Origin of the sequence: Ferrovibrio sp. (assembly GCF_046297595.1) — a bacterium.
Lineage (GTDB): Bacteria > Pseudomonadota > Alphaproteobacteria > Ferrovibrionales > Ferrovibrionaceae > Ferrovibrio.
The window spans coordinates 128,535-149,511 of sequence record NZ_JBKBHT010000001.1; the positions used below are offsets into that span (position 1 = coordinate 128,535).

Consider the following 20,977-nt stretch of genomic DNA (forward strand, 5'->3'; position numbering starts at 1 on the left):
GTCCAGTGGATATCGATATTTACGGCCTCATCGAACAGTATCGCGACTGGTTCTACATCATCACCTTCATCTGGACCTTCCTGGAAGGTGAGACCTTTGTGATCTTCGCCGGTGCGGCGGCCAGCCAGGGCATGCTGCACATGTACTGGCTGATCGCGGCCGCATGGCTCGGCAGTTTCTCAGGCGACCAGCTCTATTTCTGGATCGGCCGCAAATACGGCCATCGCCTGCTAAAGCGCTTCCCCAAGCTGCAGGGCGGCGTGAATGTCGCTCTCGACATGCTGCACAAATACCATGTCGGCTTCATCCTCAGCTTCCGCTTCATCTACGGCGTGCGCAATTTCTCGTCGCTGGCGATGGGCATGAGCATGATCTCATGGCCGCGTTTCGCGGCGCTCAACTTCATCGCCGCCGGCCTGTGGGCGAATGCCTTCTCCTGGGCCGGCTATCTGCTCGGCGTCGCCTTCGAGACCGTGCTGGGCGATATCGCCAAGGATTTCGGCCTCATCATGCTGGCCATTTTTGCCCTGGTGGGTGTGGTGCTTTTCCTGGTGCATCGTCGCGGTAAGGCCCGCTTCGAAGCCCAGATCGCCGCCCAGCAGGCCAAGCAGGTGGTGCCGCCCGCTTCGGAGTGAATATACGCTGAGGAGCGACTCCGGCTTAACGTTCGGCCGTCAGCACATCCATTTTCCCATTCAGCTTGTCGATGATGCGGTCCAACTGGGCCGCCTCCTCGGCGCTCAGTGCCGTCAGCAGATCGCGCTCGAAACTCAGGGCCAGCGGCGCGATCTCGGCATAGACCTTTTGCCCCTGCTCCGACAGGGTGAGCCGCGAACGGCGTTTGTCGCCGTCGTCGCGCTCGCGCTCCAGCAGGCCCTTGGCCTCCAGCGCCGCCACCGCGCGGCTGACCGTCACCTTGTCCATGGCCGAACGTTCCGCCACCTGGTTGGCGCTCAGGCCCGCATAGCGGCCAAGGATCGCAATCACCCGCCATTCCGGGATGCCGATGCCGAAACGGTCGGCGTAATGCCGTGACAGCGCCCCGCTGACCCGGTTGGTCAGCACCGACAGCCGGTAGGGCAGAAACCGCTCCAGTGCCAGCGGCGCTTTGGCCATCTTGATATCCCCCATGACGATCTTCGGCCTTGAATATAGTTGCAAATGTAACTATTATGCGACTCAATCGCAATCCTGTTTTGGGAGGATAATCCCCATGGCCGACCTGTTCGACAACCCGATGGGCACCGACGGCTTCGAATTCATCGAATATGCCGCGCCCGAACCCGAGAAGCTCGCCGCCCTTTTCGAGCGCATGGGCTTTGCCGCCGTCGCGAAGCACCGCTCCAAGAACGTGACGCTCTATCGCCAGGGCGACGTCAATTTCATCCTGAATGCCGAGCCGGCCAGCTTCGCCCAGAGCTTCGCCCGCATCCACGGCCCCTCCATCTGCGCCATGGCCTTCCGCGTGAAGGACGCTGCCAAGGCCTACAAGCGCGCCACCGAACTGGGCGCCTGGGGCGTCGAGGCCCAGCCCGGCCCGATGGAACTGAACATTCCCGCCATCAAGGGCATCGGCGACAGCCTGATCTACCTGGTGGACCGCTATGGCGAGCGCGGCACCATCTACGATGTCGATTTCGTGCCCCTGCCCGGTGTGGAGCGTAATCCGAAGGGCGTCGGCCTCACCTATGTCGACCACCTCACCCACAACGTGCATCGCGGCCGCATGAACGAATGGGCGGAATTCTACGAGCGCCTCTTCAATTTCCGCGAGATCAAGTATTTTGACATCGAGGGCCAGCTCACCGGCCTGAAGTCCAAGGCGATGACCAGCCCCTGTGGCAAGATCCGCATTCCGATCAACGAAAGCTCGGACGACAAGTCGCAGATCGTGGAATACCTCAACGCCTATCACGGCGAAGGCATCCAGCATGTGGCTCTGGGCACCGACGACATCTACACCACCGTCAGCACCATGCGCGGCCGCGACGTGCCGTTCCAGTCGACTCTCGACACCTATTACGACCAGGTCGAGGGTCGTGTGCCGGGCCATGGCGAGAACCTGGCCCGCCTGAAGGAGCTGCAGATCCTGATCGATGGCGCGCCGACCCAGAACCAGGGCCTGCTGCTGCAGATCTTCACCGACACCGTGATCGGCCCGATCTTCTTCGAGATCATCCAGCGCAAGGGCAACGAGGGCTTTGGCGAGGGCAACTTCAAGGCCCTGTTCGAATCGATCGAACTCGACCAGATCCGGCGCGGCGTGCTGAAGGCCAATTGATCAGACCAAAAGAGTCAGGAGGAAACGCCCCATGGCCAAGACCTGGATACCCATGACCCACAGCGAGGGCCAGTCCGCGCGGCAGGCCCATGTCGCCCTGCCCCAGGGCACTTATGAGCGCGAGATGGGCAAGGAAGGCTTCTTCGGCCCCGCCGCCCATCTCTATCACCAGAATCCGCCCACCGGCTGGATCGACTGGGAAGGCCCGCTCAAGCCCCGCGCCTTCGACACGGCGAAATTCGCCGATGCCGCCGACTGCCCGTGGAAGGCAAAGCTGCTGATGGGCAACGCCCATGTGAAATACCGCCACCTGCTGATCACCCAGGCGATGGATCACCTGGTGCGCAACGGCGATGGCGACGAGCTGCTGTTCGTGCATGAAGGCAGCGGCGCGCTGTTCTGCGACTTCGGCCACATGGAATACGGCGAAGGCGACTACATCATGCTGCCGCGCGGCACCATGTGGCGGCTCGAGCCGGCCACGCCCAGCAAGATCCTGATGATGGAAGCGACCAACGACAGCTATCGCCTGCCCGACAAGGGCCTGCTGGGGCCGCATGCCATCTTCGATCCCGGCGTGCTGCAGATTCCGCGCATCGACGATCCCTTCCGCGCACAGCAGAAGAAGGGCCCGGTCTCGGGCGGCAGCAACTGGCGCGTGGTGATCAAGCGCCGCGACCAGCTCTCCACCGTCACCTATCCCTTCAATCCGCTCGACGTGGTGGGCTGGAAGGGCGACCTGACGACGGTGAAGCTGAACTGGCGCGATATCCGGCCGCTGATGAGCCACCGCTATCACTTGCCGCCCAGCGCGCATACCACCTTCCTGGCCTCGCGCTTCGTGGTCTGCACCTTCGTGCCGCGCCCGATCGAGTCCGATCCGGAGGCCTTGAAGGTGCCGTTCTTCCACAACAACGACGATTACGACGAGGTGATCTTCTATCACCAGGGCCAGTTCTTCAGCCGCGACAACATCCATCCCGGCATGATCACCGTGCATCCCTGCGGCTTCCCGCATGGCCCGCATCCCAAGGCCTTCGCAGCCGGCGCGAAAGCGGCCCGCAAGGAAACCGACGAGGTGGCGGTGATGCTGGATACCCGCGATGCGCTCGATATCGCGCCTGCCGCCGAAAGCGTCGAGTTCAAGGGCTATGTCGGCACCTGGAACCCCGAAGGCTTCAAGCAGGCCGCCGAGTAGCCTTCTTCATTACTGTCATTCCCGCCCAGAGAAGTCTTTCTTGGCGGGAATCCCATTTTTAATGGGATGCCGGGTCAAGCCCGGCATGACGATCTAAATTTCGCTCAGGGAGATAAACGCTTATGAAACTCGCCTCGCTGCGGCATGGCCGCGACGGACGCCTTTGTGTGGTCAGCCGCGACCTCACCCGCATGCTGCCAGTCGACCAGCTCTGCCCCACTTTGCAGATGGCCCTCGATTCCTGGGCCGTGATGGCGCCGAAGCTGCAGGCCGTGTACGACGCCCTGAACAAGGGCGAAGCGACCGACGCGATTCCGTTCGATGCCGGCAAGCTGGCCTCGCCGCTGCCGCGCGCCTATCAATGGTGCGACGGCTCGGCCTATCTCAATCATGTCGAGCTGGTGCGCAAAGCACGCGGCGCGCAGATGCCGCCGGAATTCCTGCATGATCCGCTGATGTATCAGGGCGGCTCGGATGACTTCTTAGCCCCCACCGCCGACATCCCGGTGGCCGACGAGGCCTATGGCATCGATTTCGAGGGCGAGGTCGCCGCCATCACCGGCGATGTGCCGATGGGGGCCTCCAGTGCCGAGGCGGCGAAGCATATCCGCCTGCTGATGCTGGTGAACGATGTTTCGCTCCGCAACCTGATCCCGGCCGAACTGGCCAAGGGTTTCGGCTTCTTCCACGGCAAACCCTCCACCGCCTTCTCGCCGGTGGCCGTCACGCCCGACGAGCTGGGCGATGCCTGGAAGGATTCGAAGGTCTGTCGTCCGCTGGTGACGCATCTGAACGGCAAAAAGTTCGGCGAACCCGATGCCGGCGCCGACATGCAGTTCAGCCTGGCCGACCTGGCTGCCCATGCGGCGAAGACCCGCAACCTGAAGGCCGGCTGCATCGTCGGTTCGGGCACGGTGTCCAACCGCGACGCCTCGAAGGGCTTCTCCTGCTTGGCCGAGATCCGCATGATCGAGACGATCAACGAGGGCAAGCCGAAGACGCCGTTCATGAAGTTCGGCGACCATGTGCGCATCGAGATGTTCGATGCCGCCGGTAAGTCGATCTTCGGCGCCATCGACCAGACAGTGGTCAGGTACTCCCTCTGATCTCCCAATCGTCATGGCCGGACTTGTTCCGGCCATCCACGTCTTGGCACTGTCAAAAAAACTCGTGGATGCCCGGGCCAAGCCCGGGCATGACGTGTATGTTATGGTGATTGCTTGATGCTCACCTTGATCGCCCACCATGGACATCACCACCGAAATCCTGATCGATGCGCCGCCGGCCCGGGTCTGGGCCGTGCTGGCCGACTTCGCCACCTATGGCGCGTGGAACCCCTTCATGCCGCAGATTTTCGGCACACCGCAGGCCGGCGCGCGCCTGCGCGTACGCATCGTGCCGCCCGGCAGCGGTGGCATGACCTTCCGTCCCCGCCTGCTGACTGTCACGCCCGAACGGGAACTGCGCTGGCGCGGCCACCTGCTGGTCCCCGGCCTGTTCGATGGCGAACACCGTTTCCGGCTTGAGCCAACCGATGGCGGGCAACGCACGCTGTTCCGCCATGGCGAGTCGTTCTCCGGCCTGCTGCTGCCGGTGATCTTCGGGGCCCGCGCACAGGCCGCGACCCGCGCCGGCTTCGAGGCGATGAATGCCGCCCTCAAGCGACGTGCCGAGTCGGCCGCGACCGCGTGACAGCCCTATGTGACAGCCGTCACGTTGATATTGCTCCGCCCTCCTCTAGCTGGGCTATGCTGCCGCAGCCATCGCATGGGAGGGGATCATGGCACTGACTTTCTACTACGGTTCGGGTTCGCCTTTTGCCTGGCGCGTCTGGCTGGCGCTCGAACACAAGGGCCTCAGCTATGACCTGAAGGTCCTCTCCTTCGACAAACGCGAACACAAGACACCGGAATTCCTGGCGATCAATCCGCGCGGCGAGGTGCCGGCCCTGGTGGATGACGGTTTCGCCATCTTCGAATCCAACGCCATCGTGGAATACATCGCCGAGCGCTGGCCCGAAGGCCCTTCGCTGCTCCCGGCCGATCTGCACCAGCGCGCCATCCAGCGCCGCATGATCCGCGAGATCGACAACCATTTCGTCGAAGCGGTCGAGATGATGGTCCGACCGCTGCTCGAACCCGGCCTGCCCGATGCCGCCGAACGCACGGCCAAAGGCCTCGCCGCCCTGCGCACGGAATTCGCCTATTGGGAAAAGCTGCTGACCAGCGACTGGTTCGGCGGCGGCGCGCCTTCGGCGGCCGATTTCACGCTCTATCCCAGCGTCGCCATGCTGGGCCGCATCGAGACCCGCAAGCCCGGCACGGTACCGGCCGATCTGGTCACGCCGAAGATGGGCGCCTGGCAGCAGCGCATGCGCGCCCTGCCGATCACCGAGAAAACCTGGCCGCCACACTGGCGGTGAAATTATCACTTTCAGAACTAATGACACTAAAGCCGAAAAACAGACCTGCGTAGCTGGTGTTGGTCACAATTAGCCAACACCAGACTCCTGCCTTAGCGCATCCTCGAAGTCAGCCAAATCTGCAATTTCCTCCACTAATGGCGATGTAGTAAAAAATCCCGCGTCATCAAAAGTCGGTGGAGTTATGACCAAGCCTGAGCGCATAGCGCTAGTTAACGCAGCGCGCAAATGTTCATCAGTGAGAAAATATTTCGGCACCGCCACAGTAACCAGCACGCGCCATAATTCTTCACAGTTGACGAAATCACCCTCAAGCTTGGTTTTGTGAAGCAGCATTATTGCAAGGACTTCTGCCCTCGACAGCATGGACAGAATATCTGCATAGCGAAAAAAATCCTCAGTGTATAAGCGATCTCGCGTAGCTTGGCCGGCCATAACTTTAGCCATAAGCCTTAAATTCAAACGGGCCTTATTTTCGCGGATAGCCGAGAAATATCTAAACAATACTCCGCCAAGCTCATCTTCACTTTCTACATTCAGTTTGTCGATTTTTGCTTTTCGAAATTCATCAATAAGGATGTCTCTCGCCTGCTCAAAGCGCCTTTTCAGATACGATCCGATAGCCGTCTGCGCAGCGAGACCAGTTATAGCTGAGCCGTTTATGCTAAAAGCAGCAAGCATGTCGCCAATAGCCGCGCCAATTAGTGATGGTAAATTTTCGCGCTCCATTGCTCTCCCTCCGCTTAGGGCGCAGGTTATTACATCCTTACTTTGAATGTTCGATCCCCAGCGCGCGGTCCGACACAAAGGGATTGCCCTGCCGCTCCTGCCCGAAGGTGGAGAGCGGGCCGTGGCCGGGCACGAAGGTGATGTCGTCGCCCAGCGGGAACAGGCGTTCGCGGATCGAGCGGATCAGGTCGGCATGGTTGCCGCGCGGAAAATCCGTGCGGCCGATCGACCCCTGGAACAGCACGTCGCCCACCAAAGCCACGCGCGACGGCGCATGCACGAACACCACGTGGCCCGGCGTGTGGCCGGGGCAGTGGTAGACATCCAGGGTGAGGTTGCCCACCGTCACCGTGTCGCCGTTTTCCAGCCAGCGGTCGGGCGTGAAGCTGCGCGAAGGCGGAAAACCATACTGCTTGGCCGCCTGCGGCATGCCCTCGATCCAGAAGGCATCGTCGCGATGCGGCCCCTCGATGGGCAGGTTCAGCTTTTCGGCAATGTCCTTCACCGCGCCGGCATGATCCAGATGCCCGTGCGTGACCAGCAGTTTTTCCAGTGTCACGCCGCGCCGTTCGGCGGCGGCCAGGAGTTGCTCGGCTTCGCCCCCGGCATCCACCAGCGCGCCGCGCATGGTCTCCGGGCACCAGATCAGCGAGCAGTTCTGCTGAAACGGGGTGACGGGGTTGATCTCGGCATGCAGGCGGGGCTGCGGGGCGGATGTCTCGGCAGTCATGCTATCGGCTTAGCCCGCAAATGCCGGATTGGCAATCGCCCAGGAGTGGAACAGCGGGCTCAGATCGTGCTGTCGAGATAACGGCCCGATCCCAGGGTGGACAACCCGGAACCCGATTGCCCATATCCGGTCAGACCGGGAGTCAGACGGTCGGATTCATCGCGGTCGAAACCGAAGCCCTTGCTGGCGTCGCGCGTGTCGCCGTCATCGATGCCGAACCGGTTGCGGTCCTTATCTTCCTCGTCGTCGGACAGGGTCACCAGTGCCTGCAGGTTCGGCACCGGCGGCGGCGGTTCGCTCAGTTTGCGCAAAGGCTGGAACTGGTCCTGGACGGCCTGATAGACCGCCACCACCCGCTCCACGATCTCCACCCTCGGCACCAGCGTGGTTTCTTCCGTCACCACCAGCTCTTTCAAGCCCGGAGTAGCCGGAACCGCCGGCTGGCCGGGAACCACCACTGTCTGGGTCGTGTTCGTCACGCTGGCATAACGATCGAGGATACTCTCCAGGCCTTCCGTGGCCTGCTGCCGCAGCCGGTCATCGGCATTGCCGGCGATGTCCTGCAGGGTGGAGACATCCTTCAGCGCCGTCTGCAGCCGCTGGATCGCCTGCAGATCGAGCGAACCGCCGCGCAGGTCGTTCAGCGTCTGGTCCAGGATGTCGGCGATCCGTGCGGCATAACGGCCATTGCCGTTCGAGGGTTCGCCGCCGATCCGCTGCAGGAAGTTTTCCAGTGCCGGCACGGCATTGGGCTCATCGTCCAGCGCCCGGCCCAGCCGCTCGATGGCCGAACCTACGGCGCGCAGGGAATCGTTGCGCGGATTGCCGTCATACAGCCGGCGGTCGCCCAGCCGGAAGATCACGTCGCGCAAAGCATCGGCAGCACGGCCGTTGGTGCTGGAGGCCAGTTCGCCCAGGCCGGCGGCGATCTTGATGAAAAAGCCCGGATCACGGAACAGGTCGGAGAATTGCAGGCCATCCTCGCCGATCACGCTGTTCTCGATGCGGCGGATGATGCCGGCCAGGGCATCGCCGGCCTCGGCGCTGCCGATCTTGTTACTGAACTGCTGCAATTCGCGGGTCAGGGCCGGCACAAAACGCGACGGCAATTCGCCGCTGCCGCGGCGGAACTGCTCGATCAGTTCATTAAGGGCGCCAAGCGCGTTCTGGTCTAGGCGACCCTCGGTGACCGTGGTGGTGGTCGTGCTGTCGGGTGTGCCCGGGCTGCCGGGCGTGCCGCCGGTCTCGATCACCTGGATGCGGCGGCGGATTTCGGCCTCCAGCCGGGTCCGCTCCTCCAGCGTCACCTCCTGGCGCACCGTGTTCAGTATCGCGCCATTCTGCAGCGCGGCGAATGTATTGTTGCTGATACGCGGGGTGTCGAAGCGCAGAATCGCCGGGGCCCGCTGCGCGCCGTTTTTTTCCGGCTGGTTCAACGGGGACGGCAGCAATGGATTCTTCCGATTGCCGGTATTTTCCGCCGTGGATGAGCCTGTCAGGACGGAGAGCGCAGCGCGCCCCCCCACGGCATCAACCATGAGGTTGTCTTAACACAACTAACAATTATGCCAATACCGCAGTTCCGCGAGCTTCCCGGCGCACCGCAACCCAGGCGTTAAGTATAAATTGCGCCGATAATTATCAGTAAACGGCGAAAATGAAGCGCGGCGGGCAAATTGCCGTTAACCTTACCCGCGCCCCGCACCACCACCGAAACGAGTACATCCTGTGGTCAGGAACAGACCTGCATTCCCATACCTATGCGGGATGCCGTAATGCAGGTTCGCCTTTTCATAGATAGAATGGCCTAGTCCGATCCGGGCGGGAGCAGCCCAGGGCGCACACCCAGCGCCGCCGGGACGGCGCGCCACCCCTTCCGCCCCTGCCCTGCTTGATCAACGGGTTGCCCGGGACGAAACGATAGTGTACGGCAAATGCCGGTCATTCGGAGCGATCACATCTCATGGCGCAGCAGCGGAAAAAGTCGGGCGGCAAGGCTTCCGGATCGAAGGCTTCCTCGCCGAAGACCTCCACGCCCGTGATCTACGTGCTGAACGGCCCGAACCTGAACATGCTGGGCCTGCGCCAGCCCGAGATTTACGGCCGCGATACCCTGGCCGACGTGGAAAAGCTGTGCCAGGCCGCCGCCAGGCGCCTGGGCATGGCCATCGTGTTCCGCCAGAGCAATCACGAGGGCGAACTGGTCGACTGGATCCAGGAGTCGCGCACCCATGCCGATGGCATCGTGCTCAATGCTGGGGCCTATACTCATACATCGGTCGCCCTGCTCGATGCGCTGAATGCCGCCGAGAAGCCCTGTGTCGAGGTGCATCTGTCCAATATCCACCGGCGTGAGGAATTCCGCCATCATTCCTATATCTCGCTTGCCGCGAAGGGGATGATCTGCGGTTTCGGCCCGAAGGGATACGTGCTGGCGCTGGAAGCGCTGGCCGATATCGTCTGAACCCATTCACAGTCTACGCATCACAGGAGTAGCGCATGGCATCCGCGCCCAAGGATAAAGCCGCCAAGCCGGCCAGCAGCCGCATCGACCAGCAGATGATCCGCGACCTCGCCGACCTGCTGAACGAAACCGGCCTGACCGAGATCGAATGGAACGAAGGTGCGCTGAAAGTGCGCGTCACCAAGGGCGGCACCGTGATGGCCGCCGCCCCCATGCCGGCCTATGCCCCGGCACCGGCCGGCGCGGCGGCGGCCGCTTCGGCGCCAGCCGCCGGCAGCGACGACGCCAATCACCCGGGCGCCGTGAAGTCGCCGATGGTCGGCACCGTCTACGTGGCGCCCGAGCCCGGCGCGGCGGCCTTCGTGAAGGTTGGCGACAGCGTCAATGCAGGACAAACCGTGCTGATCGTCGAGGCCATGAAGACGATGAACCCGATCACCGCGCCGAAGGGCGGCCGCGTGGCCCGCATCCTGATCGAGAACCAGCAGCCGGTCGAATTCGGCCAGGTCCTGCTGGTCATCGAATAAGCGCCGGCCGCCTCCATGTTTGACAAGGTGCTGATCGCCAATCGCGGCGAGATCGCGCTCCGCATCCATCGCGCCTGCCGCGAAATGGGCATCCGCACCGTGGCGGTGCATTCCACCGCCGATGCCGATGCCATGCATGTGCGCATCGCCGATGAATCCGTCTGTATCGGCCCGCCGCCCTCCAGCCAGAGTTACCTGAACATCCCGGCCATCATCTCGGCCGCCGAGATCACCGGCGCCGATGCGATCCATCCCGGTTATGGTTTCCTGTCGGAGAATGCCAAGTTCGCCGAGATCGTCGAGGCCCATGGCATCACCTTCATCGGCCCGACCTCGGAACACATCAAGCTGATGGGCGACAAGATCACCGCCAAGGACGCGGCGCGCGACCTCGGCATCCCGGTCGTGCCTGGCTCGAAGGGCGCGGTGGAGGCCGAGGAAGACGGTCTGAAACTTGCCGCCGATATGGGCTATCCGGTGCTGATCAAGGCCACCGCCGGCGGCGGCGGCCGCGGCATGAAGGTGGTGCGCTCGCCGGCCGAATTCGGCCCAGCCCTGCAGCAGGCACGCACCGAAGCGCGCAATGCCTTCGGCAACGACCAAGTCTATGTCGAGAAGTATCTCGCCCGTCCGCGCCATATCGAAATCCAGATCTTCGGCGACGGCCAGGGCGGCGCAGTGCATCTGGGCGAACGCGACTGCTCGCTGCAGCGCCGCCACCAGAAGGTACTGGAAGAAGCCCGCTCGCCCGCGCTGAACGACAGCCAGCGCAAGAAGATCGGCGACATCGCCGCCAATGCGATCGCCAAGCTGAAATATCGCGGCGCCGGCACCATCGAATTCCTGTTCGAGAATGGCGAGTTCTATTTCATCGAGATGAACACGCGCCTGCAGGTGGAGCATCCCGTCACCGAGATGATCACCGGCCTCGACCTGGTGCGCGAACAGCTGCGCATCGCCAATGGCGCGCCGCTGGGCTACACGCAGGACGACATCAAGTTCAACGGCCACGCCATCGAGTGCCGCATCAATGCCGAGAACCCGCGGACCTTTGCGCCCTCGCCCGGCCGCGTCACCGATTATCACGTGCCCGGCGGGCTGGGCGTGCGCGTCGATTCAGCGCTCTACACCGGCTATCAGATCCCGCCGCATTACGACTCGCTGATCGGCAAGCTGATCGTACACGGCACCAGCCGCAACGAATGCCTGATGCGCCTGCGCCGCTCGCTGGAGGAATATGTGATCGGCGGGCTGGAGACCACCATCCCGCTGCACTTGGCCCTGATCAACGAGTCCGATTTCGTCAACGGCGCCTACGACATCCACTGGCTGGAAGAATTCATCGCCCGCCAGGGTTAGGGATTTTCGGGATGCGCACTAGCTCCTGGCCATGAGCACGCATCCCGAACCGCTCACGCCCGAACTGCTGCTGCAGGCCTATGCCCGCGGCTATTTCCCGATGGCCGACAGTGCCGAAGATCCGGGTTATTTCTGGGTCTACCCCACGCGGCGCGGCATCATTCCGCTGGACGGGTTCCACCTGCCGCACCGGCTGGCCCGCACCGTGCGGGCCGCGCCCTATACAGTGAGGGTGGATAGCGATTTTCCGGCCGTGATCGCGGCCTGCGCCGAACCGACGTCGCATCCCCAGCGCCAGTCGACCTGGATCAACGCAACGATCCGCAATGCCTATACCGAGCTGCATCGCCTGGGCTTCGCCCACAGCGTGGAATGTTATGACGATGCCGGCGCGCTGGTCGGCGGATTATACGGCGTACGGCTGGGCGCGGCCTTCTTCGGCGAGAGCATGTTCAGCCGCGCTACCGACGCCTCCAAGATCGCCCTGGTGCATCTGGTGGGCCGGCTGATCGCCGGCGGTTTCGTGCTGCTGGATACGCAGTTCGTGACACCGCACCTGAAGCAGTTCGGTGCCATCGAGGTACCGCGCGCGCAGTATCTGGACCTGCTGTTCGACGCGTTGCCGCGCCGGGCCGATTTCTATTGCCTGCCGCCCGACGCGCCGCCGGAACTGGTTTTGCAGTCGATCACCCACACGTCGTAGACTGGGTGCTCCAGCGGGTTCAGGCCCGGGCTGGAGGCGAACATCCAACCCTTGAACAGGGCATTGGCCTCCTGCTCCGGCCGCTGCTCGACGATTTCGAGGAAGGCCGCGCTTTCCGGCGGATATTCCGGCGGCCGCTTGCGGCAGACCCGCACGGTCACTTTCAGGGTGCCGAAACCGATGGTCTGGTCCACCGGCGCCTCGAAGGTGTAGATGCGGGCGGTGATCTTGTCCAAGCCCTGCAGCACCGCGACCGGCATCGGCGTGGAGGGATATTGCGTCTGCGGTTCGGGAAACTGCGCAAATGCTGCCGGCGCGATCAGCAGCGCGGCGAAGAAAAACAAACGACGCGACAGGAAACGCACGGGCTCAGTTGGCCTTGGGCAGCGGGCTCAGCGTGGCGTCGCCGCCCTTCTCTTTGTCCTTGTCGTTGCCGGCGCCCGTGGCGCTGAAGATCGCCTGACCGATCAGGTCCATCAGGTTCACCGACCCTTGCGTGAACTGCACGAAGCTGCCGGGTTTCAGCATCTTGTCGCTGCCGCCCGGCTCGACCGAGAGGTAGTTGCCGCCCAGCAGGCCCTCGGAAGCGATCTTGAGCGCGGTATCCTCGGGCAGCTCATAACGGCTGTCGACCGTGAAGGTGACCACAGCGTCATAGGTCTTGGGGTCGAGGCTCTGCTTGGTGATGGTGCCGATCTTGATGCCACTGAGCCGCACGTCGCCGCCGATCACCAGGCCGTCGGCGCGGTTGAAGCGCGCCTGCAGTTCATAGCCCGAGACCCGGCCGCTGCCCACGCCGCCGGTGGAATAGGCGAAGGCCAGGAAAAAGCCGGCCACCAGCAGCACGACCGCGCCGATCAGGGTCTCAACAAGATTCCCGCTCATGCCGCCCTCGCCTGCCTGCTTATTCCGGTTGCCAGGCCTGGTAATCGCCCGTCGCCGCCGGACGATGGCCGCTCTTGGCCACGCTGCCTTCCGGCCGGTAGGCATAGGGCGTGCCGCTCAGGTTCGGCAGATGCTCTTTTTCCCAGGGCTTGTGCTGCACGCCATGCACCGGCGCATCGTCGGTGGTGTAATGCAGCCAGGCATGCCATTCCGGCGGCACTTTCGAGGCCTCGGGCTTGCCCTTGTAGATCACCCAGCGCTTGCGGCTGCCATCCTTGGCGCGGAAATAGCGGTTGCCGAAGGTATCCTGGCCAACGGCCTCGCCCTTCCACCAGGTAAAAAGCTTGGTGCCGATCAGACTCATGCTGTGCAACCCCGTCCCAATTCCCCTGGGCCAATAGCCACCGGGAATCCACTGGAAATTCGGGCGGACTATGGCATCGCCGCCCCGGCAGGGCAAGCCCTGCCCATCCCGGTAAACCGGCCTAACGTGCGGTAATCAGGGCGATTTCCTGGGCGAATTCGCGCTGCAGCTCGGCCCGCGCCTTGCTCTCGAAAGCCGGGTATTTGACGGCGGCCGCCTGCAAAGCCGGATTGTCGCGCGGCAGTTCCTCGGGCTTGAGGATGTCGCTGCCCTTCACCTGCCCCTTCTGGCCCAGGCCCAGCACGGCGCGGGTGATGGCGGTGGTCAGCAGGCGCTGGCCCTCGCCGCTGGCAAAATAGGCATCCAGCGCCTCCAGCTCCGAGCGGCTATAGCTCTGCGCCGCCGCGTTCACCACGGCGCCGCGAAAGCGCGGCCCGGCGGTGGGCGCGCGCTGGCGCAGGTCGGCGGCGCGCTGCTGCTCGGCCGGCGTGCCGGAAGGCAGGAAGTTGAGATAGAGCTGGGTCACCATGTCGACCCGTTTCTCGAGTCCAATGGTGGTCATCAGCTTCTCGGCCGCGGCCCGCGCCCCCTTGTCCTGGGCCAGACTCGGGCCGGCAGCCAGCCCCGCCAGCAGGGCGGAGACAATCATCACAACGGTAGGCAAAAGGCGGCGCATCGGCGAATCCTGAATAACTCAACGAGTCATAGTCATACGCCAAAATATGGCGAAATCCAGTCAAGGGAACACAAAACGAACAAGGCCAAATATAGTAAGATTTCTCGTTTGATATCCCTCGCCACACTCCACTAGATTTAGCCCTCGTTGCGGCTTTCGGTAACCAGATGTTGGGATTTTGCCCCGATAATCACAGGACCATCCAGAGCACAACATCCTGATTTTCTTAAGGTTCGGGCGGGGAGATTACGATGCGGATTCAGCGGCATTTCACGGTTGCGGGGCAAGATGCTTACGCGGGGCTGGAGTGGAAGACCACCACCAGCGAGATTCGCAATCCCGATGGCAGCGTCGTGTTCAAGCTCGACCAGCTCGAAGTGCCCGCTGGCTGGAGCCAGGTGGCCGCCGACGTGCTGGCGCAGAAGTATTTCCGCCGCGCCGGCGTGCCGGTCGCGCTGAAGCCGGTGGAAGAAGCCGACGTGCCGGATTTCCTGTGGCGCCGCGAGGCCGACACGGAAGCGCTGGCCGCCCTGCCCGAGAAGGACCGCACCACCCAGGAGACCAGCGGCAAGGAAGTCTTCGACCGTCTCGCCGGCACCTGGGCCTATTGGGGCTGGAAGGGCGGCTATTTCGATTCCGAGGACGACGCCAGCGCCTTCTTCGACGAAATGCGCTTCATGCTGGCGGCCCAGATCGCCGCGCCGAACTCGCCGCAATGGTTCAACACCGGCCTGCACTGGGCCTATGGCATCGATGGTCCCGCCCAGGGCCATTACTACGTCGATTTCAAAACTGGCGAGCTGACCAAGTCGGCCTCGGCCTATGAGCATCCGCAGCCGCATGCCTGCTTCATCCAGTCGGTGCAGGACGACCTCGTCAACGAGGGCGGCATCATGGACCTGTGGGTGCGCGAGGCGCGCCTGTTCAAATACGGCTCGGGCACCGGCAGCAATTTCAGCCGCCTGCGCGGCGAGAACGAGCGCCTGTCGGGCGGCGGCAAATCGTCGGGTCTGATGAGCTTCCTCAAGATCGGCGACCGCGCCGCCGGGGCCATCAAGTCGGGCGGCACCACGCGCCGCGCCGCCAAGATGGTGATCTGCGACATCGACCATCCCGATATCGAGCAGTTCATCGACTGGAAGGTGATCGAGGAGCAGAAGGTGGCCGCCCTGGTGGCCGGTTCCAAGACCTCGCAGAAACACCTGAACGCGATCATGGCCGCCTGCCAGCTCGGCAGCGGCGAGAGCCGTTTTGACGCGAAGAAGAACACCCAGCTGCGCCGCGAGATCGTCGCCGCCCGCAAGGCGATGATCCCGGAAAACTACATCCAGCGCGTGATCCAGTTCGCCAAGCAGGGTTACACCGAGATCGAATTCCCCACCTACGACACCGACTGGGATTCGGAAGCCTATCTCTCGGTCTCGGGCCAGAATTCCAACAACTCGGTGCGCGTCAACGACGACTTCCTGCAGGCCGTCGAACAGGATGGCGACTGGAACCTGATCCGCCGCGGCGACGGCAAGCCGGCGAAGACGCTCAAGGCCCGCCAATTGTGGGACCGCGTCGGCTATGCCGCCTGGGCCTCGGCCGATCCGGGCATCCAGTTCGACACCACGATCAACGACTGGCATACCTGCCCCGCCGATGGCCGCATCAATGCGTCGAACCCGTGCTCGGAATACATGTTCCTCGACGACACGGCCTGCAACCTCGCCTCGATGAACCTGATGTGCTTCCGCCAGGCGGATGGCAAATTCGACATCGAAGGCTTCCGGCATGCCACCCGCCTGTGGACCGTGGTGCTGGAGATCAGCGTGCTGATGGCGCAGTTCCCCAGCAAGGAAATCGCCGAACTGTCCTACAAGTTCCGCACGCTGGGCCTGGGCTATGCCAATCTCGGCGCCCTGCTGATGTCCTGCGGCTTCTCGTATGACAGCGACCAGGGCCGCGCGCTCTGCGGCGCCATCACCGCGCTGATGACCGGCGTCTCTTACGCCACCTCGGCCGAGATGGCCGGCGAGCTGGGCGCCTTCCCCGGCTACGCGCCGAATGCCGACAACATGCTGCGCGTGATCCGCAACCATCGCCGCGCCGCCCGGGGTGACCATTTCGGCTATGAAGGCCTGTCCACCATGCCGGTGCCGCTGGATCATGCCAGCTGCCCCGACCAGGCACTGCTCAATGCCGCAGAAGCCGCCTGGGATCAGGCGCTGGAGCTGGGCGAGCAGCACGGCTTCCGCAACGCGCAGGTCAGCGTGATCGCCCCCACCGGCACCATCGGCCTGGTGATGGATTGCGACACCACCGGCATCGAGCCGGACTTCGCCCTGGTGAAGTTCAAGAAGCTGGCCGGCGGCGGCTATTTCAAGATCATCAACCGCACCGTGCCGCTGGCGCTGAAGACGCTCGGCTACAATGACGGCCAGATCAAGGCCATCATCGACCATGCCGTGGGCCATGGCACGCTGGACGGCGCGCCCGGCGTGAACCACGAGACGCTGAAGGCCAAAGGCTTCACCGACGAGGCCATCGCCAAGGCCGAAAAAGGCCTGCGCGGCGCCTTCGACATCAAGTTCGTGCTGAACCGCTGGACCCTGGGTGCGGATTTCTGCCGCGGCCTCGGCTTCACCGATGCCCAGCTCGACGATCCCGCCTTCGACCTGCTCTCCGCGCTGGGCTTCTCCAGTGCCGAGATCGCCGCTGCCAATCTGTATTGCTGCGGCTCGATGACGGTGGAAGGCGCGCCGGGCCTGCGCGACATGCACCTGTCGGTGTTCGATTGCGCCAATCCCTGCGGCAAGGACGGCGTGCGCTTCCTGTCGGCGGAAAGCCATATCCGCATGATGGCGGCCGCCCAGCCCTTCATTACCGGCGCGATCTCGAAAACCATCAACATGCCCAACCTCGCCACCGTCGAGGATTGCAAGCTGGCCTACATGCTGTCGTGGAAACTCGGCTGCAAGGCGATGGCGCTATATCGCGACGGTTCCAAGCTCAGCCAGCCGCTGCAGGCGCAGGTTCTGGAAGACGATGTTGACGACGCCGTCGGCGAGACCGTCGCCGAACAGGTGGCGGAAGCTCCGATGGCCGCGCGCGCGCAGATCATCGCCGAGCGCATCGTCGAGAAGCACATCGCCGGCCGCCAGAAGCTGCCGCTGCGCCGCAAGGGCTACACCCAGAAGGCCGTGGTGGGTGGCCACAAGGTCTATCTGCGTACCGGCGAATACGACCACGGCAAGCTGGGCGAAATCTTCATCGACATGCACAAGGAAGGCGCCGCCTTCCGCAGCCTGATGAACAACTTCGCGATCGCCATCTCCATCGGCCTGCAATACGGCGTGCCGCTGGAGGAATTTGTGGATGCCTTCACCTTCACCCGCTTCGAGCCTTCGGGCATGGTGGAAGGCAACGACGTCATCAAGATGTCGACCTCGATCCTCGATTATGTGTTCCGCGAACTGGCCGTCAGCTATCTGGGCCGCACCGACCTGGCCCATGTGCAGCCCGACGACCTGCGGCACGATACGCTCGGCGCCAAGGAAAGCCCGGCATCGATCAAGCTGCAGGTGGAGAAGGAAGCCATCAAGGTGGCCTCGACCGGCTACATCCGCTCCAACCTCTATGTGCTCAAGGGTGGCCAGGATCGCGGCGAAGTGGCCGAGTTGCAGGCCACCGGCACGGATGGCCCGACCATGTCGGTCATGCATGTCAGCGCCGACACGCATACCCATGTCGAGATGTCGGCCACCGCCATGGGCGGCGGCGGCACCAAGATGGAGCGCATCGCCGAGGCGCGCATGAAGGGCTATGAGGGCGATGCCTGCCCCGAATGCGGCAACTTCACCCTGGTGCGCAACGGCACCTGCCTGAAATGCGACAGCTGCGGCAGCACGACGGGCTGTTCGTAAGGGGACTGCCCGTAAAAACGAATAAGCCGGTCTCCTCCGGCCCGCCCCGATGGCCTCCCGGCCATCGGGGCTTTTTAATGCGTCCCGGCAGCTTTTGCCGGGGTGGCAGGGATTGCCCAATGCCGGCAGCAAATCGACACTGTGTTTCAATAGGTTAAGCGCAACATTTGGTGGCCTGTCGCTTGCAAGTCCGTATCCGGACTTAAAACAGCGAGCCGCCCATGACCACGATCAACAGCGCCTATGGCTACACCGCCACCATCCTGGCCGGCACCGCCAAGCCTGCCAGCGAGCAGACCGGCGGCAGTAGCGGCGGCAGCACGCAGAAGCCGGTGATGGTCGCCACCGACCTGCGCCAGGACCTGGGCGTCGAGGTCACGTTGTCGCCGGCCGCGCTGAAGGCGCTGGCCGAACAGGCCAAGGCGGCGGCCACGCCGGACGAGGAAGAGCAGATCACCCAGAAGATGAAGGAAATCCTTTCCGCCATCTTCCTGACCAGTTCCAAACAGGCCGATGCCGCCGATACCGCCCTGCCCCCGCTCACCGGCGATGCCGCCGCCGATACCGCCCGCAAGGCCGCCGCCAAGCAGGCCAGCGACTTCCTAGACGGCAAGACGGCCAATCCCTTCCGCGGCAAGACACCAGCCGAACTGGCCGCCGTGATCGTCGATGCCGAGGGCAAATACACGGTGAACGAACGCCGCGCCGCCTTCGCCGAATTCGCCCGGCAGGACCATGTGCTGACCATGGATACGCTGACGCCGAAAAACGAATTCGAAAAGAAGGCCAACGATGCGGAAGTGCCACCATCGGGCACGGCCGAACGCCTGGCCTCGGCCAAGAAGGCGACCGACTTCCTGAACGGCAAGGGCACCAATCCCTTTGCCGCGCTGAACCGCGACCAGCTTACTGCCATCATCGCCAATGACGGCGGCGACTACACGGTGAATGAACGCCGGGCCGCGCTGGCCCGGCGCGACGAACTGGAAAAGGCCGTGCTGGCCAAAGCGGCGAAAGAGCTGAGCTATGCCGAAAAGGCGATTGCCAACAACGAAAGCGTGACCGGCACGCCCGAGCGCGTCGAGCGTGCCCGGCTGGCCACCCGTTTCCTCAATGGCTGGGACAAGACCAATCCCTTTGCTGGCCTGACCCGCGACGAACTGAACGCGATCGTCTTCGACGAAACCAAGAGTTACACCACCAACGAACAGCGCGCCGCCCTGGCCGAACTGAAGCAGTATCTGCCGGCCGGTGCGATCCCGGAGGAACCGAAAAAGGCGAATACCGACAAGACCAAGACCGGCACGAAAACCGGCACCGACAAGTCCAAGGCCGACGATCCCTACAATACCCAAGGCGCCTACAGCGCACGCCTGATGCAGCAGGCGATGCGCGCCAGCAACACGCAATACCTGCTGGGCCTGTTCGGTGGCGGCGGCTCCTTCGGTGGCGGCCTGAGCAGCTATCTCGGCGGCGGCCGCTTCGCCTGATCCCTGAAAAGCAAACCGCCTCTGCCGGGGGGCGGCAGAGGCGGTCTTCAGTCCGGGGCTACTTACTCGGGGGGAGGAAACGCTTACGCGGACAAATCGATCTGGCTGCCGATGCCGGCCTTCAGCGGACCGCGCTGGTCCGGCTTCAGTACAACGGCGCCTTGCGCCACGGGTTCCACGGGCTGGGCCAGCGGGCGGGGCGTGACAACGAGGCTGCCGCTGGCTTTGAGGGGTTCAATCACCGTGGACACGCAACGCTCCTGAAATCGTATTCATCGCACCTCTACGGCGCGGTAACCATGAGTCGAAGCCTAGACCCGAGCGGGCGCCGACGCAGCTAAAAAGCCGGTAACGTGGCCGGGCGCGGGTGACGGCCGGCCCTCGCGCAGACGGAAGTCTGCCTCACCTGCCCTTATCGCCAGTCTTGGCTGATGCATACGCCGTTAGCACACGCGCGCCGACACAGCGTTCCAGCGCTGTAACGATGCCCGGCTGCTATGCCGCTCTCTGCTTATGCCGCTCTCTGGGCCAGCGCGGCTTCCACCTGGGCGTCCAGATGCGCGCGCAGCTCCGGCGGCAGGTTCATCCGCGTCGCCAGCAGTGCGAGGTATTCGCGTTCGGCCGGCTGGTCGGGATCGATGGCAAGCCGCGAGGCCAGATAGAGTTCCGCCGCCTGCTCCTCGTTGCCGGCGCTGGCCACGATCTCCTCCAGCTTCACCGGATTGGCCAGCATGGCAAACACGGCGCTCTTGGCTTCCGAGTCCAGCGCCATGCGTTCGATCTCGGCGAACACGCGCTGTTGCTCGGTCGCATCCAGATGGCCGTCGGCCTTGGCGGCAGAGATCATGGCGCGGATCAGCGCCAGCTCGAACGGATTGCCGTCGGCGGCCGGCGCGGCCGATGGCAGGTATTTCGGCGCCATCTGCGGCATGTCGCCCGGCTGCGCCACGGGGCCTGAGGCCGGCTTCTGCCCGTCCTGCCAGTTGCGATAAGCGCGCCAGGCCAGCAGCCCAAGCGCCGCCGCGCCGCCATAGACGGCGACATTGCCAGCCATCTTGCGCGCCTTCTTGTTGGCCAGCAGCAGGCCAAGCACGCCGCCCACGGCCAGGCCGCCGGTGCCGCCCAGCCCATCGATGCCGCGTTTGGCCTGGCCGGCCTGGCCGAGGAACTGGTCCAGCAGGGATTTCGCGTCGAGCATGTCTGCGTTAGCCTCCTGATATGTCCAGATCAGGAAATCGGCG

General features: G+C 63.6%; 22 protein-coding genes. 12 read left to right on the top strand and 10 right to left on the bottom strand.

Annotation, left to right across the window (positions count from 1 at the left end; genetic code table 11):
- Window positions 1–5: 5 nt before the first annotated feature.
- The gene (locus ACK4FJ_RS00685) at window positions 6–635 is read left to right on the top strand and encodes a DedA family protein (RefSeq protein WP_409762482.1); all 630 of its coding nucleotides are present in this window, start codon (window positions 6–8) and stop codon (window positions 633–635) included.
- Between the two features lie 25 nt (window positions 636–660).
- Here ACK4FJ_RS00685 and ACK4FJ_RS00690 read toward each other — a convergent pair whose 3' ends face one another.
- On the bottom strand, window positions 661–1,116 hold the full coding sequence (locus ACK4FJ_RS00690; protein ID WP_409762485.1) for a MarR family winged helix-turn-helix transcriptional regulator: 456 nt from the start codon (window positions 1,114–1,116) through the stop codon (window positions 661–663).
- Window positions 1,117–1,213: 97 nt separating this feature from the next.
- On the opposite strand from ACK4FJ_RS00690, the gene hppD reads away from it, so the two are divergent.
- The 5 genes from hppD to ACK4FJ_RS00715 all read left to right on the top strand — a co-directional run bounded on the left by hppD (window position 1,214) and on the right by ACK4FJ_RS00715 (window position 5,901).
- A complete protein-coding gene (gene hppD / locus ACK4FJ_RS00695; RefSeq protein WP_409762488.1) occupies window positions 1,214–2,281 on the top strand; it encodes a 4-hydroxyphenylpyruvate dioxygenase in 1,068 nt (355 codons plus the stop codon).
- Between the two features lie 31 nt (window positions 2,282–2,312).
- Window positions 2,313–3,479, top strand: coding sequence for a homogentisate 1,2-dioxygenase (locus tag ACK4FJ_RS00700; RefSeq protein WP_409762491.1), 1,167 nt, complete (start codon window positions 2,313–2,315; stop codon window positions 3,477–3,479).
- 122 nt (window positions 3,480–3,601) lie between these two features.
- The gene (locus ACK4FJ_RS00705; protein ID WP_409762494.1) at window positions 3,602–4,585 is read left to right on the top strand and encodes a fumarylacetoacetate hydrolase family protein; all 984 of its coding nucleotides are present in this window, start codon (window positions 3,602–3,604) and stop codon (window positions 4,583–4,585) included.
- A gap of 139 nt (window positions 4,586–4,724) precedes the next feature.
- Window positions 4,725–5,171 carry an SRPBCC family protein gene (locus tag ACK4FJ_RS00710; RefSeq protein ID WP_409762497.1) on the top strand — a complete coding sequence of 149 codons (447 nt, stop codon included), beginning with the start codon at window positions 4,725–4,727 and terminating at the stop codon, window positions 5,169–5,171.
- A gap of 88 nt (window positions 5,172–5,259) precedes the next feature.
- Window positions 5,260–5,901, top strand: coding sequence for a glutathione S-transferase family protein (locus ACK4FJ_RS00715; RefSeq protein ID WP_409762500.1), 642 nt, complete (start codon window positions 5,260–5,262; stop codon window positions 5,899–5,901).
- Window positions 5,902–5,970: 69 nt separating this feature from the next.
- On the opposite strand, the gene ACK4FJ_RS00720 is transcribed toward ACK4FJ_RS00715, so the two are convergent.
- Genes ACK4FJ_RS00720 through ACK4FJ_RS00730 form a run of 3 tightly spaced genes read right to left on the bottom strand, consistent with a single transcriptional unit; the run spans window position 5,971 to window position 8,796 of the window.
- Window positions 5,971–6,630 (bottom strand): hypothetical protein, encoded by a 660-nt coding sequence (locus ACK4FJ_RS00720; protein WP_409762503.1) that lies wholly within the window; start codon window positions 6,628–6,630, stop codon window positions 5,971–5,973.
- A gap of 37 nt (window positions 6,631–6,667) precedes the next feature.
- Complete coding sequence (locus ACK4FJ_RS00725) at window positions 6,668–7,360, bottom strand: MBL fold metallo-hydrolase (RefSeq protein WP_409762506.1); 693 nt, start codon at window positions 7,358–7,360, stop codon at window positions 6,668–6,670.
- A gap of 59 nt (window positions 7,361–7,419) precedes the next feature.
- Window positions 7,420–8,796 (bottom strand): hypothetical protein, encoded by a 1,377-nt coding sequence (locus ACK4FJ_RS00730; protein WP_409762509.1) that lies wholly within the window; start codon window positions 8,794–8,796, stop codon window positions 7,420–7,422.
- A gap of 527 nt (window positions 8,797–9,323) precedes the next feature.
- Between ACK4FJ_RS00730 and aroQ the strand changes: the two genes are divergently transcribed.
- The 4 genes from aroQ to aat are packed head-to-tail and all read left to right on the top strand — an operon-like array spanning window position 9,324 to window position 12,413.
- Window positions 9,324–9,824: a type II 3-dehydroquinate dehydratase gene (gene aroQ, locus ACK4FJ_RS00735; protein WP_409762512.1), complete on the top strand. Its 501-nt coding sequence runs from the start codon at window positions 9,324–9,326 to the stop codon at window positions 9,822–9,824.
- Window positions 9,825–9,859: 35 nt separating this feature from the next.
- Window positions 9,860–10,351, top strand: coding sequence for an acetyl-CoA carboxylase biotin carboxyl carrier protein (gene accB / locus ACK4FJ_RS00740; RefSeq protein WP_409762514.1), 492 nt, complete (start codon window positions 9,860–9,862; stop codon window positions 10,349–10,351).
- Between the two features lie 15 nt (window positions 10,352–10,366).
- Window positions 10,367–11,710, top strand: coding sequence for an acetyl-CoA carboxylase biotin carboxylase subunit (gene accC / locus ACK4FJ_RS00745; RefSeq protein WP_409762517.1), 1,344 nt, complete (start codon window positions 10,367–10,369; stop codon window positions 11,708–11,710).
- 31 nt (window positions 11,711–11,741) lie between these two features.
- Window positions 11,742–12,413 (top strand): leucyl/phenylalanyl-tRNA--protein transferase, encoded by a 672-nt coding sequence (aat, locus tag ACK4FJ_RS00750; protein ID WP_409762520.1) that lies wholly within the window; start codon window positions 11,742–11,744, stop codon window positions 12,411–12,413.
- On the opposite strand, the gene ACK4FJ_RS00755 is transcribed toward aat, so the two are convergent.
- The 4 genes from ACK4FJ_RS00755 to ACK4FJ_RS00770 all read right to left on the bottom strand — a co-directional run bounded on the left by ACK4FJ_RS00755 (window position 12,350) and on the right by ACK4FJ_RS00770 (window position 14,311).
- A complete protein-coding gene (locus ACK4FJ_RS00755; RefSeq protein ID WP_409762523.1) occupies window positions 12,350–12,778 on the bottom strand; it encodes a DUF2155 domain-containing protein in 429 nt (142 codons plus the stop codon). The genes aat and ACK4FJ_RS00755 overlap by 64 nt on opposite strands.
- A 4-nt stretch (window positions 12,779–12,782) precedes the next feature.
- On the bottom strand, window positions 12,783–13,298 hold the full coding sequence (mlaD, locus tag ACK4FJ_RS00760; protein ID WP_409762526.1) for an outer membrane lipid asymmetry maintenance protein MlaD: 516 nt from the start codon (window positions 13,296–13,298) through the stop codon (window positions 12,783–12,785).
- Between the two features lie 19 nt (window positions 13,299–13,317).
- A complete protein-coding gene (locus ACK4FJ_RS00765; RefSeq protein ID WP_409762529.1) occupies window positions 13,318–13,662 on the bottom strand; it encodes an NADH:ubiquinone oxidoreductase subunit NDUFA12 in 345 nt (114 codons plus the stop codon).
- A gap of 121 nt (window positions 13,663–13,783) precedes the next feature.
- Window positions 13,784–14,311: a hypothetical protein gene (locus ACK4FJ_RS00770; RefSeq protein WP_409762532.1), complete on the bottom strand. Its 528-nt coding sequence runs from the start codon at window positions 14,309–14,311 to the stop codon at window positions 13,784–13,786.
- 278 nt (window positions 14,312–14,589) lie between these two features.
- On the opposite strand from ACK4FJ_RS00770, the gene ACK4FJ_RS00775 reads away from it, so the two are divergent.
- Window positions 14,590–18,246: a vitamin B12-dependent ribonucleotide reductase gene (locus ACK4FJ_RS00775; RefSeq protein WP_409762535.1), complete on the top strand. Its 3,657-nt coding sequence runs from the start codon at window positions 14,590–14,592 to the stop codon at window positions 18,244–18,246.
- 221 nt (window positions 18,247–18,467) lie between these two features.
- On the top strand, window positions 18,468–19,736 hold the full coding sequence (locus ACK4FJ_RS00780) for a hypothetical protein (protein WP_409762538.1): 1,269 nt from the start codon (window positions 18,468–18,470) through the stop codon (window positions 19,734–19,736).
- 83 nt (window positions 19,737–19,819) lie between these two features.
- On the opposite strand, the gene ACK4FJ_RS00785 is transcribed toward ACK4FJ_RS00780, so the two are convergent.
- Both ACK4FJ_RS00785 and ACK4FJ_RS00790 read right to left on the bottom strand, forming a co-directional pair.
- Window positions 19,820–19,987: a hypothetical protein gene (locus ACK4FJ_RS00785; RefSeq protein WP_409762541.1), complete on the bottom strand. Its 168-nt coding sequence runs from the start codon at window positions 19,985–19,987 to the stop codon at window positions 19,820–19,822.
- A 260-nt stretch (window positions 19,988–20,247) separates the two neighbouring features.
- Window positions 20,248–20,934, bottom strand: coding sequence for a tellurite resistance TerB family protein (locus ACK4FJ_RS00790; protein ID WP_409762544.1), 687 nt, complete (start codon window positions 20,932–20,934; stop codon window positions 20,248–20,250).
- Window positions 20,935–20,977 lie beyond the last annotated feature (43 nt).